Genomic DNA, 14255 nt, shown 5'->3' with positions numbered 1-14255 from the left:
GGTAACCATGGCCGGCAAGCAGAAAATACTAATTGTAGATGATGATAATAATATTGCAGAATTGATCTCACTCTATCTGCTGAAAGAATGTTTTGATACAAAAATTGTAAACGACGGGGAATCCGCCCTGAAGGAGTTTAAAAATTACCAGCCCAATTTGATTCTTCTGGATCTGATGCTTCCTGGTATAGACGGCTACCAGGTATGCCGGGAAATCCGCACAGGTTCTAATGTTCCTATTATCATGCTTTCCGCAAAAGGGGAAGTATTTGATAAAGTTCTGGGGCTTGAACTGGGCGCCGATGACTATATTATGAAACCCTTTGACTCTAAGGAACTAGTTGCCAGAGTAAAAGCAGTTCTCAGGCGCTATCAGCCGGTAAAACAGGAAACCGCGCCTGGAATTAAATGCGTAGAATACCCGGATCTTATTATCAACCAGACCAACTACTCGGTTATTTATCTGGGGCAGAATATCGAAATGCCGCCAAAGGAACTGGAGCTTTTATATTTTCTTGCTTCTTCTCCAAACCAGGTTTTCACAAGAGAACAGCTGTTAGATCACATCTGGGGATATGAATATATCGGAGATACCAGAACGGTAGATGTACACGTCAAGCGGCTCAGAGAAAAAATACGTGATAACGACCACTGGGGAATCTCAACGGTCTGGGGAATCGGCTATAAGTTTGAACTGAAATAACGGGGAGCCCTGGCAAATGAAAAAGAAACTTTTACTGCGTCTGATTATCGGTTATATTATTTTTGGAATCCTTGGTTTCACTGCTGTAGCCATTTTCACCGCTCAATATAACGAGAATTATGTGAGAGAAAACACTGCTGCTTCTCTGCACAGAGAAGCCAGTCTTATTGCTTCTAGCTATGCGTCAGGAAACTTTTCATCTCAGCTGACACTGAATGAATTTCAGCGTCAGCTGTCTGCAATCAGCACGTATCTGGATGCCGATATTTATGTGGTAGACAATACAGGAACTATTCTTGTAAGCTCTCTGGAAACTTCTTATCTGAATAACCAGAAAAAAATTTCTGATTTTGATATCCTGGATTTCAGCAGCGGCTACTATACACTGAGCGATTTTTATAACAATTATTCTGAATCTATGCTTTGCGTATACTCCCCCATCACCTACAATTACCGGGCCAGCAGCTATGTTCTGCTGTGTATGCCTGACGCTCATATTATGGAAATGAAAAGCGGACTGTTAGACGGAGCTTATCTGACACTGTTGATTGTATATGCTTTGTCACTTTTAATTTTACTGATCTGCTTTTTATCTGTTCATCTTCCCGTAAAAAAACTGATACGGGCAGCCATGCACTATAACCACGGAGATTATGATTATCCCCTTGCAATTCACCAGAACGATGAGCTGGGATACATTGCCGCATCTTTTAATTACATGCGGCATGAGCTTGGCACGCTAGAAGAAGACCAGAGAAAGTTTGTATCCAATGTATCCCATGACTTCCGTTCCCCGCTGACTTCTATTAAAGGCTACGCCCAGGCAATGGCAGACGGAACCATTCCGCCCCAAATGCAGGAGCGCTACCTTCAGGTTATTATTTTTGAAACGGAACGATTAGAAAAACTGACTCAGGAGCTTTTAGAGCTGAACCAATATGGTTCTAGAGGATATTTACTGGATATCACCTCTTTTGATCTGAATCAAACCATAAAAATGACGGTTCAAACCTTTGAGCAGATCAGTCTGGAAAAACAAATACGATTTGATCTGATTCTCACAGGTAATGAATTATATGTTGATGCAGATATATCCAAAATCCAGCTGGTTTTACAGAATCTGATTGATAATGCCATTAAATTCAGCCACACCAGTTCCGCAATTAAAATAGAAACCACCGTAAAAAACGATAAAGTATTTATTTCTGTAAAGGACCATGGCATTGGTATTCCCAAGGAATCTATTGGAAAGATTTGGGAACGTTTTTACAAAACAGATATTTCCCGGGGAAAAGATAAAAAAGGTACCGGCCTGGGACTTGCAATTGTAAAAGAAATTCTCAATGCCCATCATGAAAATATTAACGTCATCAGTACAATAGAGGTAGGTACAGAATTTATTTTTACGCTTCCATTGTCAAAAAGCAGGTAAGTTTTACGCAATCTGTATAGCTATTCTAATAAAAATATTGCAGACAGGGACGTAATACATTTTTAGTTTACATAATATATAATCAGGTGTTTATACATGAATAAAACAGAAACGTTAGAATTATTACAACAAATAAAAGATGGGTCCGTTTCTCCTGAAGAGGCATTAAACCGGCTGACCCTGGCTCCTTTTACTCAGGTAGGAGATTATGCCACCCTTGATATGCACAGAGAACTGCGTCAGGGACAAAAAGAAGTGATTTATGGAGAGGGTAAAACAAAGGAACAGATTCTTGGGATTGTAAAAGCCATGAGAAAAGAAGGCTGGCAGAATATATTAATTACAAGATTAAGCCCCCAAAAAGCAGATTACCTCAAACAGTACACTGCTCTGTTTTACGACGATTTATCACGCATCGGAATAGCCGCCAAAACAGAGCTTCCTCAAGTGGGAAATATCACCATTGTAACAGCAGGGACCAGTGATCTTCCGGCCGCTAAAGAAGCTTACTATACCGCTTGTGCCCTTGGAAACCGCACAACTCTTATCAGCGATGTTGGAGTTGCCGGTATTCACAGGCTTTTAAATCATCTGCCCAAGCTGCAAAAAGCCAATGTTATCATTGCTGCAGCAGGTATGGAAGGCGCCCTGGCCAGCGCTGTTGGAGGACTTGTGGACTGCCCGGTTATTGCACTTCCTACCAGTGTCGGATACGGGGCCAGCTTCCAGGGCCTGGCTGCTTTACTGGCAATGTTAAATTCCTGTGCCAGCGGTGTCAGTGTCGTAAATATTGACAACGGCTTTGGCGCAGGCTATCTTGCCGGAATGATCAACCAGGCAATTGAAAAAGGACATCCTGCAGACTAAAATAGCTTTTTATCCTTCTGTACCTCCTGTATTACCTCGTGGTATGCCGCACCTGTGCTTTTTGCGGCTCTCACTACATCTTCATACTCCGGTTTCATTTTCCGAATGCCATATCCGGAGCTGATTTTAAGGCGGATATCCCCATACCTGGTATTCACCGTTTCAAACTCCGTTTTCAGCTTTTTTCGATTCCACTTTTGAAACCGGATTCCCTGTGTAGTGGTATGTTTTAGCAAAAATAGCTGCAGCGTTTCCGCATCCTGAAGCCTACACAATACGCAAAACATCCACCCGCTCCTGCTTTTTTTCATGCCCAGAGGAATTGTATACACATCCAAAGCCCCCAGTTCAAACAGCGGTTCATACAAGGCTCCCATTGCTTCCGGCGTCATATCATCCAGATTACAGCATATTTCTAAAACCTCATCCTCATATTCCGTATCTGAAGACTGGCCCAGCAGCATCCTGACACAGTTAGCCATCTCATATTCCCGGCTTCCAAGTCCATAGCCTGTCTTTTCAATAATAAACTGCGGGCATTCACCAAATGCATCTGCAAAATGTTTCAGCAGCGCCGCACCGGTAGGCGTCAGCAGCTCTCCGTCAAAGCTGCTAAAATACATTGGCATCCCTTTTAAAATTTCTGCCGTGGCAGGGGCCGGAACCGGCAGAATACCATGGGCGCATCTGACATGACCGTTTCCCACACAGACAGGAGAAACTATCACCTTATCCACATTTAACATATCCATCAAAATACAGCAGCCGGCTACATCGGCCAAAGCATCCAAAGTTCCAACCTCATGAAAATGAATATGAAAAAGATCTGACTTGTGTACCTTACTCTCCGCTTCTCCGATCAGCCGATACACCGCTTCCATATCCTGCTTTACAGAATCTTTCAATGGAAGGTCCCTGATTTTACCCAGAACTTCACCATAGCTGTTATGCATATGATGAGTCCCGTTATGATGATGTTCATGGCCCACACCATGATGGTGCTCATGTTCCGCACCATGGTGATGCTCTTCCTCTCCACCATGGTGATGGTGATGCTCATGATCTGCACCGTGGTGATGTTCTTCCTCTCCACCATGGACCAGTACCCTCATTTTCTTTCCGGATATCCCGCACACTTTTTTATCTTCTGCCCGGACACAGATACCCGGAAGCTTCAGATTATTAATTATTTCCAGAAAATGTAATTGATCCGCCGGGGGCAGCAGGTCATACAGGGCTCCCATCAGCATGTCTCCGGCAGCTCCCATTTTACATTCTATATATAAAATTCTCATTTCAATCGCTCTCCTTCCTGGGCTTTAAATCCAGCCATACTTCCTGAAAATACATGGAAAACTGTTCTGTAATTTTATCATAATACCGAAACATTTCTTCCATCTGTTCCTGCCGTATCTGGATTTTAGCCGCAAGTCCATCTGCAGCCTCCACAATCCGGACACGCAGATCGAAAAATCCGAACTGTTCCAAAATCTTTTCACACTGCTCCACTCTCTGAAGCAGAGGATATGTAATCTCCATTTCCACAGGAACCCTTGTAGCAAGACAGGAATTTGAAGGCTTGTCAGCAGTAAACAGTCCCAGTTTTTTTGACTCTCTCCGTATCTCTTCCTTGGTCAGTCCGCATTCTCGCAGCGGGGATAAAATTCCAAGCTCCTGCAATGCCCGGTACCCCGGTCTTCCCTCTGGCTGATCCGACGCATTGGTTCCCTCCAGGACAATCTCATATCCGGCGGCATATGCCTCCTGTTTTAAACGTTTAAACATATAATATTTACAGTAATAACACCTCTGCAGGTCATTCCTTACCACCTCCGGATACCGGAGTATATTTTCTTTTATAATGTGAAGTCTGATTCCCAGCTGGCTGCACAGTTTTTTTGTATCCTCGCTCTCACTTAACATTTGAAACGGCGTCATAAAATACCAGGCAGAAACCTCTTTCGCATATTTTTTCGCCATATATAAAAGAAAAGCCGAATCTGTTCCACCAGATACCGCTACAGCCGCCCTGGGGCAGCCTTCAAAAAAACTTTTCAGTTCCATTTGATTCTCCTTTTCATACTCTTTCATTTACTAAAACCCCAAAAATCAGATGTTCACAAATGGTGCTTTTCGTGTATATTATATCAGCTTTCTAAAAAAACAAAAACCCCGGGACGGGGTATTTGTTTTTTGTTCAGCTCAGCATATGGCCTAAACACGTTATTATATTTTACGGAAAAATCCAGGCATTCTCAATCACCTTCATCAATATACCCGTCACCCTTACAAAGCTTACAGCGCCTCTGCCCCGCCACACAGGACGGGCAGACTCTTCTAGTGTAATATGTACTTCCTGTCGAGCCTCCATCATAGTACTCCGAATGCCCCAGCGTTCCTGTTCCGTTGCAGCTAAAACAATCACCGTACAAGCCGCTTCCATGACACCTGTGGCACATTTTGCTTTTAGAAGTTCTGGTTGATGAACTGCCATCTGAATCCTTTGATGACGAAGATTGAGTTGGGGGATAGAAACAATTTTTGCATATAATTCCATCTCCTCCACAGCGTTTACAAGTACCGTTATCCCCGCTTCCAAAGCAATATCCGCAGGAAATATTCAGCTGTTCATAGCCACAGTCCGGGCATATATTTTCAGCTGTCCCATCATCCGACTGCGTATCATAACTGTCAGTCTCTATTCCTTCTGTGCTGTCCCCTCCAGATGCTTCAGGATCTTGTGTCACCACTTTTTTCTTTTCCTCTTCTGCCGCTTGAATTTCCTGCTGCTCTTCTTTTGCCGCCTGAATTTTCTTCTGCGCATCTGCCTGCTGCTCTTCTATCAGACGCTTCTCTTCTTCAGCACTTAAACGAGCCTTCTCCTCTTCTGACAGTGCCGCCTGAGAATGATGATCTTCTCCGCTGTCATTACACCCCGTCAGCCCTATACACATAAAAACACATATCAATACCGCAATCTTCTTTTTCATTCTGTCACCCCGTTTTAACTAATTCTGTATGATAGTTCCCTTGCTATATTGCTATCCTTTTAAATGGTAATCAAATGTTCTCCGTTTTTAATAATTTCTGTCAGAGGCGGTCCCCATTTTCTAAGTGTTATGCCAAGGGCCTCTGTTTCCTCAACTAGGTCTAATTCCTGAGCACAGGCAATACATCCTTCAAATTCTACACCCATCTTTCTGCATTCCTCAAACTCAGCCCGGATCTCTTCATCCTCTGCCAGAAGCTTCACTGTAGCTCCCCAGACAATAACAGTCACTTCTTTCCACCAGCCATTTTTCAGAGAATTTTTCGCATACATCATTACCATTAATTTTGCAGTAACAGGATCTGCGTTTGTCCATAAAATATAAAGTTTATCCTGATTCATCTTCCACTCCTCCTTTTTGCACTGCTGATCTGGGCTTTGAATAAATCTTAGCTCCTGTCTTTCTGCTGACAGTATACCATACTCTGTTTTGATTTAGAACAATATAACCAATATCAGGAAAAAATTGTAATAAAAATCAGTGTTCGCATAGAAATCTTTCACGGCAGATGTTAGACTATACACAGAATGTGATTCAATATGCTTATAAAAAGGAGATTTTGCTATGTCTATTTCCAGACAGGAACTATTAAAATTACAAAATGGAAGCGATATCCGCGGCATTGCCTGTGAGGGAATTGCAGACGAACATGTAAACCTGACACAGGAAGCTGCCTATATCATCGGTCAGGCTTTTGCCATCTGGCTTATGGAAAAGAAAGGAATAGATGCCGGACAATGTATTATTGGCGTGGGAACGGATTCTAGAATCACCGGGCCCTCCCTGAAAAAGCAGCTGATTCAGGGCATGTTATCCCAAAAAGTCTTTGTTTCAGACTGCGGTATGGCATCCACACCAGCTATGTTTATGTCCATCGTTTACCCGGAAACCCGGTATGACGGAGCGGTTATGATTACCGCCAGCCACCTTCCTTTTAACCGAAACGGTTTTAAATTCTTTGATCAGGACGGAGGCCTCGAACATGATGATATAACCAGAATACTGGAAATTGCAGCTGACCGTGCCAAGGCTGTGACAGCAGATGAAATCAACCGTACAGAAATAGAGAACCCAAATCTGGTCTGCGAGTTTGATATTATCTCTCTGTACAGCGCCAAACTCTGTATGAAAATCTGCGAAGCAGTCAATGCTCCTGATTACGAAGAACCCTTAAAAGGACTTAAGATTGTTGTGGATGCCGGCAATGGAGCTGGAGGCTTTTTCGCCGCTCAGGTTTTAGAGCCGCTGGGCGCTGATATAACAGGAAGCGCATTTTTAAACCCGGACGGAAGCTTTCCAAATCATGTGCCAAACCCCGAAAACAAAGAAGCCATGGCCGCTATTTGTCATGCCACTGTAGAAAACAATGCGGACCTTGGATTAATTTTCGACACAGATGTTGACCGAATGTCGGCAGTTTTATCAGATGGCACCCCCATCAACCGTGATTCTATTATTGCAATGATTTCTGCCATCCTCGCCCCTGACTATCCCGGAAGTACCATTATCACAGATTCCGTAACCTCAGACCGGCTTACAGACTTTCTGGAAAATGAACTGGGATTAAAGCATTTGTGCTATATGCGCGGTTATAAAAATGTCATAAACAAATGTAAAGAACTAAATGCTGACGGTACTGTCAGCCCACTGGCTATGGAAACCTCCGGCCATGGATGTCTGAAGGAAAACTATTATCTGGATGACGGAGCCTTTCTGGCAGTGAAACTGGTGATTGCCGTGGCAAATGCAGCAAAAAAAGGTCATACCATTAACCGTCTCATTGAAAAATTATCCCTGAAATATACTGCCCGGGAAGTCCGGTTTAAAATTCTTGCCGATGACTTTAAAGAATATGGACAGACCGTACTGTCAACGTTTAAAAAACGCGCACAGAAAGCCGGATATACGCTTCCCCCTTCTTTTGAAGGTATCCGAATCCGTTTTTCTGATATCTGCACAGGGTGGATGCTCCTGCGGGCCTCTCTCCACGATCCGGTTATGGTACTAAATCTTGAGGGAGAAACACAGCGGGACCTTGACCTGATTACAGGCATTGCTGAAAGCTTACTGGAAGGAGCAGATCAGCTTGACACTTCTAATCTTTAAGTTATGCTGAAATGAGAGCAGCCGTCTGCATCAAATATTTTGAATTCATACAGTAAAAATCCGGAAGAATCCTTTGATAACAGGACTTCTTCCGGATTTTTCCGTAATTCAATATTTTTATCTAAGAACAACGATATTTCTTCTAACAGGTTGCTCCTCCTTTTAAATGCTTTTGGGCGGCAAGATTTTCATCTTTGTGCAAAAGGAGCTCATCTGATAAAATAATTTCCTGGGCTTTCTCAAACCCAATCCTTGCAATGGTATCCGCAAACCGTTCACCGGTAATACCCTGATCTCTGAAAAACAGGATACATTTTTCCACTGTCTCCATAACCTCTTCACGATCCGTAAATATTTTATCAAGGGTTCTGCCATGAGCCGTCTTTTTGCCCCAGCGGCCGCCAATATAAATTTTATAACCATTCTCCTCCATGGCAACTGCATCAAACGGACATTTTTCAAGACAGCGCCCGCAATGATTGCACTGATCTGTTTGGATAGCTATTTTCCCTTCTGACATTTCCGCCACCTTAATAGGACAGGATTCCACAACATGACAAACTGCACAGTTTCTGCACTTATCTTTATCTACCGCCGGAACACGCTGACCGATAATGCCAAGATCATTCAAATCAGGTTTTACGCAGTTATTGGGACACCCGCCCACTGCTATTTTAAATTTGTGGGGCAGCTTCACCTGACTGTATCCATGATAAAAACGTTCATGAATTTCTTCTGACAGAGAAAAAGTATCAATCAGGCCATACTGACAGGTTGTTCCTTTACAGGAAACTACCGGGCGCACCTTTGAACCAGTCCCTCCGGTCTCAAGCCCAGAATCTTCCAGAAATGCCCTCAAAGGCTCAATATTTTCATATGGAACAGACTGGATTTCAATGGTCAGTCTGGAGGTCATTGCAATTTCACCGCTTCCAAAACGTTCTGCCGCCTCTGCGATAATCTTGCTTTCCTCTGCTGTAATCTTTCCGTTTCTTGTAATAACACGTCCATTAAAGCAATTGGCAGTTTGTTTGTCCTGCAAAAATCCAAGGGCTTTTACCCGTGTGATATCCTCAGGTGATACCGTAAATTTAATGCCTTCCACCTTTACCTCATTAAAAAATCTCGCGCCTTCCAGCACAACTGTATTAGTGTAACCATAATGTTTCAGACGGTTTTGCAGAAAATAACTCCGTTTTCCCTTCAGACAGACAAGAAGTATCTTATCATCTTTTCCAAGCCCCTCCACAGGTCCGTTCACTTTTGCTAAATCCACATAAAGTGCTCCGGGAATGCCCGGTTCAGGACTCACATCTACAATCTTATAGCCTTTCGCTCTGCCTGCGGCATATTCTGCCGGAGTCATACTTACCATATCCTGATTCAATTTATTCAGAAGCATATATACGGTCTGCACAAATGGATGAATAGCAGTAGAAAACGGCGGAGCATATGCCAGATCCAGGTTCTCTAGATCTTCCAGCTTCGCATTCATAGCAATGGACACAGCTGCAATATCCGTCATCTTATCCACCGCTCCGGCTCCAATCACCTGAACCCCCAAAAGCTTATGTGAATCTCGATCAGCTATCATTTTTACAGCAAAAGCATCTGCATCCGGATAATAGTGGGCCTTATCATCTGTAACTCCAAGAACTGTCTCCACCTGATATCCCTGTTCTTTTGCCTGTATCTCCGTCAGTCCGGTTCGTCCGCAGTTTAAGTCTGGCAGCTTTACCACCCCGGTTCCCAAAACACCGGGATAACTTTTCGAACTTCCTCCTATGATCTGCGCCAGTGTTCTTCCTTCATAATTCGCCGAGGAACCCATAGCCGACCATTGCGGTTTTCCTGTGATTCTGTTTCTTACCATAACACAGTCTCCCGCCGCATAAACATCATTGAGGCTGGTGCGCATCTGCTCGTCCACAACAATGGTTCCCTTTACCATCTCAATACCGCTGTCAGCTAAAAATCCTGTATTTGGCCGGATACCTACAGACATCACAACAAGATCCGCCGGGATTATTCCATTATCAGTCTGTACTCCTTCTGCCCGCTCTGTTCCCACTACAGCTTCCAGCTTTGTGCTGGTTAAAATGCGAACCCCCATTTTCTGAAGACGGCGTTTTATATATGCCGCCATTTCCGGATCAAATACATTTGGAAGAATCTGTGATGCCAGATCCACAACCGTTACCTTGATTCCCTGCTTCATAAGGTTTTCAGCAATTTCCAGGCCGATAAAACCGCCGCCGGCCACTACCGCGCGTTTTACCTGCTGCTCGTTAATATACGCCCGCATAGTTACCGCATCATTAGGCGTACGCATTTTAAATACCCCCGGAAGTCCTGCCCCCAAAAGCTTCGGAATCACGGCCGACGCCCCCACAGAAATAACACAGATATCATAATCCAATACTTCTTCCTGATTGTCAGAAAGATTTCTCACAGTTACTTTTTTTGCCTGTCCATCCAGCGCTGCGGCCTCCACACCGGTTCTGACAGCCACACCTGTCAGCGCTGCAAATTTCTCCGGCGTATTTACAATCAGCTGTTCTTTCTCCTTGATATCTCCGCCAACGTAATAAGGAAGACCGCAGCCAGCATACGAAATTTCACTGTCCTTTGTGATAATCATAATATCCGCATCACGATTCACTCGTTTTAATTTTGCAGCTGCCTTGGTACCTGCCGCAACCCCGCCAATAATCAATACTTTCATATTTTTTCCACCCTCCCATTTTATATTTTAAATATAGAATCCAGATACCTTGAGAATCTGAATCTTTTTATATCACTTCCTGGTTCATTATATCAGCCATTCCTGTGTATTTTCTATAGAATTTATTGCCAAAATATATTATTATAGTTAGATAAATAAAAATAATGGAGGAATCAAAATGAAAGCAGAATTTACAGATAATCTCATTACCGGCAACGAAATGATTGACAGCCAGCATAAAGAACTGATTGATAAAATCAACCAGCTTTTAAAAAGCATTGAAACAAGCGGTGAGAAGCTTGCTGCCGTAAAAATGCTGAATTATTTAAGCGATTATGTGGACTATCATTTTTCCGCAGAAGAAAAGCTCCAGGAGGAAATTAACTATCCGGGCATTGCCGATCACAAAAAGCAGCATGAAATTTTGAAAAATACAGTTACAGATCTTTTCCATATGCTGGAGGAAGAGGAAGGTCCATCCCCTGCATTTGTGGAACAGTTAAACAACAAAGTAATCGAATGGCTGTATACTCATATCCAGGGCTTTGACCGCTCTGTAGCCGAGTATCGTTTTATTGTAGATAATCCTTCCAGACTATAAATGCAAAGGGACAGCCGGCGCTAAACCAGTTGTCCCCTTTTTGTTTTATTCCTCTCTGTTTAAAATCACCTGTCTTTTTATTCTCCGTTTCATATCCATAATAAAAAGCGATAATGACAATCTTTTCATTCAGAAGCTTTCTTAATGCCCAACGGCTTTCCCGGAAATAATCCAGGGTGCAGGCTGATGAACAAATGAATTTTTACTGTTCAGTTTTGAGACCGCGATCTGAATTACCTCCACATCTTTTATTCCATATCCTTCAAATATTTTCGACAGATTTGCCGCAACCTGAAAATCCAGAGTATATACCACAATTTCAATTTGAGGATTCAGTCTCATCAGACACTCAATCTCCTGCTCCATACTGGCTGACGCCACCAAAAATGCAAGAGACGGCACCGGATGTCCTTTTACAGTCTCATCATCCACATGATCTACAATAGAAATATTCTGAAGCCCGAAATGTTCTATATTCCCCTCCAGTGTGTTGCGGTCATCCTGGCGGTACTCCACTGCAACAATACTGCCCTCACTGGCAATAATAGCAGCTTCTATCGCAATACTTTCTCCTCCAATGACCCATATATCATCCTGAAGCCCTACATGCATTTTATTTAAAATTACAGCACGTATCTCACTGCCCACATACTGGATGGAACCACGGGTAAAATTATGATTGTCCATACCGATTTTATATGTATTGCGGGCCTGGGGATTTATAATCAGCATTCCCGCCGAGGCGTTAATGCCGTGATTAATCATATCGGATACTTTATCATGCTTCATCTCCCCTTCCGGCTCTGAGCCTTCATTGTACCAGACTTCACATTCACCAAGCCCCGCATTCCACATACGGTAAAAAATATCCGGCACACCGGCCTCTGTAAATACCAGTACTGTTTTATGAGACTCTACCGTTGGAATCAAATTCTTATTCTTGCGGGTAATATCAAGAATTTTCACCTTTTCAAGGTCAATAGCCGTATGTTTCGCAAAATACTGAAGCCAGGATAAAATATGTTCATTGGTAAAAATCTGCTGTTCCATAAAAAACCTCCCGTCATTGTTTATATGTCTTATTATAACCAACGTCCGGATATCCTGCCATAAAAATTTTTACTTTCCGGGCAGTCATGTTTCTGCCTGCTCATCCGTATTTTCTATTCTCCCACAATGCAATTTTTCCACCAAGTACTTTTATCTGCCAGAAAAACCAGAGGAGTTTCCTGGCAAATAAAAAAGAATCCTGTCAGCAGGATTCTTGGCGCGCCAGCGTTGCGTGAAACGCTAAATTCCTCTCCGCGAACTGCGCATCATCACACGAAGTTTGTTTTTATAAATTCACCGGTATGTGCTTTTCTCTTAGGAAATATCATCTTCTAGGATCCTGGGAAGGTGTATCGTCACCATTGCTCCGCCTGTCTTATCCGAATTTTGCAGTGTCAGGTATCCGCCATGATAGATAACAATATGATTGGCAATATACATCCCCATTCCGTAATGGGCTGTACCAAAATATTCTCTTTCCTCTGTAAAAAACTTTTCAACAGCCGATTTCAGTGCTTTCTCAGAAAATCCTCTGCCGCTGTCAGTAATACAGATTTCCAACTCTTCTCCCCGGCTTTTAGCTGAGATAAATAGCTTTCCATGGACCGGCGTATAATCCGCACCATTTGAAACTATATTCATACAGGCCCGCAGAAGCCTCTCCATATCACAATCCACATATCCAAGCTCATGCTCTGTCTCAAAGACCAGCTCTAACTCTTTTGCCATACAAAGTCCCTGGGCATCTTCTCTTAGCTGATCCAAAAAGTCTTCTGCTTCCAGGATCTCTTTCTGAAGTGTATACTGATTCTGAGATTTGGAAACATCAATCAGCTGACGGATATAATCTCCAATCTGTTCTGTACACTTTTCAATAAACTGCACATGCTGAATCTGATCTTCATTTAACGGGGTGTCCTCTAGTAATTCCGCATTACCGCCAACTACTGTCAGCGGTGTCTTAATATCATGGGCCAGCGCTGATATCTGCTCTCTTCTAGCCTGCTCAATCTCCCACTGCTGCTGCTTTGAATGCTTTATTATATCGCACATTCTGCCTGCCGCATTCATAACAGAATCTATCTCACGGATCTGACTATGTTCCAGATGAACATTCAGATCTTCACCCGCCGCCTGCTCCAGCACCCCTGCTAAAACTCTCAGCTTTCGCGACAATACTTTTGAAAGTTTTAAGATCAGTGTAAAAGCCAGCCCGCCAAAAGCAGCTGAACCGGCAATAATAAGCGCATGATTAGGATTGAACTCTGTCCATTCCCGATTTTCCAATTGAAAATCGGATACAGATTGATAACGAAGTACGCAGATCTCTTCATTTTTTCTCTGAATCGTAATATAGTGGTAATCTCCTTCTTTATGCAGATTACCTAATACCGCGTTCCAGGCCACAGAAATTTCACTATCCGGAATATTGCCGTCCACGGTTTTGCCATTTCGGTCAAACACCACATATTGACAAGCATCAGGAATAACAGAACCATTCACATCATCGGCTTCCTGTATAGCTTCATACTGCCTTTCAATCTGCTGCGTATGGTAAGCAGCAGTACCAATCATTTCTGATTTCCCCATAACACTAAATAATGTAAAGCAGAACCCAACAATAATTACCGCCCCCAGCACAAGATAAAAGTAATATCTTATAAACAGCAGACGGATTGTTTTTTCTTTCCCTCTCATTTTAAAATTCCCTTCTACAACTT

Annotated in this window: 12 protein-coding genes; 5 read left to right on the top strand and 7 right to left on the bottom strand. The window is 43.0% G+C overall.

The window, feature by feature from the left end; all coding sequences use genetic code 11:
- Positions 1-7 precede the first annotated feature (7 nt).
- The 3 genes from OCV88_RS07850 (at position 8) to larB (ending at position 3002) form a co-directional block, all read left to right on the top strand.
- A complete protein-coding gene (locus OCV88_RS07850; protein WP_158424946.1) occupies positions 8-703 on the top strand; it encodes a response regulator transcription factor in 696 nt (231 codons plus the stop codon).
- 16 nt (positions 704-719) lie between these two features.
- The gene (locus OCV88_RS07845) at positions 720-2135 is read left to right on the top strand and encodes a sensor histidine kinase (protein ID WP_158424945.1); all 1416 of its coding nucleotides are present in this window, start codon (positions 720-722) and stop codon (positions 2133-2135) included.
- 96 nt (positions 2136-2231) lie between these two features.
- Positions 2232-3002 carry a nickel pincer cofactor biosynthesis protein LarB gene (gene larB / locus OCV88_RS07840; protein WP_158424944.1) on the top strand — a complete coding sequence of 257 codons (771 nt, stop codon included), beginning with the start codon at positions 2232-2234 and terminating at the stop codon, positions 3000-3002.
- Here the strand turns inward: larB and larC are convergent.
- The 4 genes from larC to OCV88_RS07820 form a co-directional block, all read right to left on the bottom strand.
- Positions 2999-4297 carry a nickel pincer cofactor biosynthesis protein LarC gene (gene larC / locus OCV88_RS07835; RefSeq protein WP_158424943.1) on the bottom strand — a complete coding sequence of 433 codons (1299 nt, stop codon included), beginning with the start codon at positions 4295-4297 and terminating at the stop codon, positions 2999-3001. The two genes, larB and larC, sit on opposite strands and share 4 nt — an antisense overlap.
- 1 nt (position 4298) lies before the next feature.
- Positions 4299-5066, bottom strand: coding sequence for an ATP-dependent sacrificial sulfur transferase LarE (gene larE / locus OCV88_RS07830; RefSeq protein ID WP_262590960.1), 768 nt, complete (start codon positions 5064-5066; stop codon positions 4299-4301).
- Between the two features lie 191 nt (positions 5067-5257).
- Positions 5258-5992: a cell envelope integrity TolA family protein gene (locus tag OCV88_RS07825; RefSeq protein ID WP_158424941.1), complete on the bottom strand. Its 735-nt coding sequence runs from the start codon at positions 5990-5992 to the stop codon at positions 5258-5260.
- Between the two features lie 59 nt (positions 5993-6051).
- A complete protein-coding gene (locus tag OCV88_RS07820; RefSeq protein WP_158424940.1) occupies positions 6052-6393 on the bottom strand; it encodes a DsrE family protein in 342 nt (113 codons plus the stop codon).
- 223 nt (positions 6394-6616) lie between these two features.
- Here OCV88_RS07820 and OCV88_RS07815 point away from each other — a divergent pair, with 223 nt between their 5' ends.
- Complete coding sequence (locus tag OCV88_RS07815) at positions 6617-8158, top strand: phosphohexomutase domain-containing protein (protein WP_262590958.1); 1542 nt, start codon at positions 6617-6619, stop codon at positions 8156-8158.
- 142 nt (positions 8159-8300) lie between these two features.
- Here the strand turns inward: OCV88_RS07815 and OCV88_RS07810 are convergent, their stop codons facing one another.
- Positions 8301-10883, bottom strand: a complete 2583-nt coding sequence (locus tag OCV88_RS07810) for an FAD-dependent oxidoreductase (RefSeq protein WP_158424939.1) — start codon at positions 10881-10883, stop codon at positions 8301-8303.
- Positions 10884-11061: 178 nt separating this feature from the next.
- Between OCV88_RS07810 and OCV88_RS07805 the strand changes: the two genes are divergently transcribed.
- Positions 11062-11484, top strand: coding sequence for a bacteriohemerythrin (locus OCV88_RS07805; protein ID WP_158424938.1), 423 nt, complete (start codon positions 11062-11064; stop codon positions 11482-11484).
- A gap of 141 nt (positions 11485-11625) precedes the next feature.
- On the opposite strand, the gene OCV88_RS07800 is transcribed toward OCV88_RS07805, so the two are convergent.
- Positions 11626-12534, bottom strand: a complete 909-nt coding sequence (locus tag OCV88_RS07800) for a precorrin-6B methylase (protein ID WP_158424937.1) — start codon at positions 12532-12534, stop codon at positions 11626-11628.
- A 315-nt stretch (positions 12535-12849) separates the two neighbouring features.
- Complete coding sequence (locus tag OCV88_RS07795) at positions 12850-14232, bottom strand: sensor histidine kinase (RefSeq protein WP_262590956.1); 1383 nt, start codon at positions 14230-14232, stop codon at positions 12850-12852.
- Between the last annotated feature and the right edge of the window lie 23 nt (positions 14233-14255).

Origin of the sequence: Brotonthovivens ammoniilytica (assembly GCF_025566885.1) — a bacterium.
Taxonomy (GTDB): domain Bacteria; phylum Bacillota; class Clostridia; order Lachnospirales; family Lachnospiraceae; genus Brotonthovivens; species Brotonthovivens ammoniilytica.
The sequence above is the reverse complement of the archived record's forward strand: the minus strand, read 5'-3'. Positions and strand labels throughout refer to the sequence as shown.

What these genes read in the sequence shown, in the direction of transcription:
- OCV88_RS07850 (WP_158424946.1), top strand. Translation starts at nt 8, where the DNA reads ATGGCCGGCAAGCAGAAAATACTAATTGTAGATGATGATAATAATATT.
- OCV88_RS07845 (WP_158424945.1), top strand. Translation starts at nt 720, where the DNA reads ATGAAAAAGAAACTTTTACTGCGTCTGATTATCGGTTATATTATTTTT.
- larB (WP_158424944.1), top strand. Translation starts at nt 2,232, where the DNA reads ATGAATAAAACAGAAACGTTAGAATTATTACAACAAATAAAAGATGGG.
- larC (WP_158424943.1), bottom strand. Translation starts at nt 4,297, where the DNA reads ATGAGAATTTTATATATAGAATGTAAAATGGGAGCTGCCGGAGACATG.
- larE (WP_262590960.1), bottom strand. Translation starts at nt 5,066, where the DNA reads ATGGAACTGAAAAGTTTTTTTGAAGGCTGCCCCAGGGCGGCTGTAGCG.
- OCV88_RS07825 (WP_158424941.1), bottom strand. Translation starts at nt 5,992, where the DNA reads ATGAAAAAGAAGATTGCGGTATTGATATGTGTTTTTATGTGTATAGGG.
- OCV88_RS07820 (WP_158424940.1), bottom strand. Translation starts at nt 6,393, where the DNA reads ATGAATCAGGATAAACTTTATATTTTATGGACAAACGCAGATCCTGTT.
- OCV88_RS07815 (WP_262590958.1), top strand. Translation starts at nt 6,617, where the DNA reads ATGTCTATTTCCAGACAGGAACTATTAAAATTACAAAATGGAAGCGAT.
- OCV88_RS07810 (WP_158424939.1), bottom strand. Translation starts at nt 10,883, where the DNA reads ATGAAAGTATTGATTATTGGCGGGGTTGCGGCAGGTACCAAGGCAGCT.
- OCV88_RS07805 (WP_158424938.1), top strand. Translation starts at nt 11,062, where the DNA reads ATGAAAGCAGAATTTACAGATAATCTCATTACCGGCAACGAAATGATT.
- OCV88_RS07800 (WP_158424937.1), bottom strand. Translation starts at nt 12,534, where the DNA reads ATGGAACAGCAGATTTTTACCAATGAACATATTTTATCCTGGCTTCAG.
- OCV88_RS07795 (WP_262590956.1), bottom strand. Translation starts at nt 14,232, where the DNA reads ATGAGAGGGAAAGAAAAAACAATCCGTCTGCTGTTTATAAGATATTAC.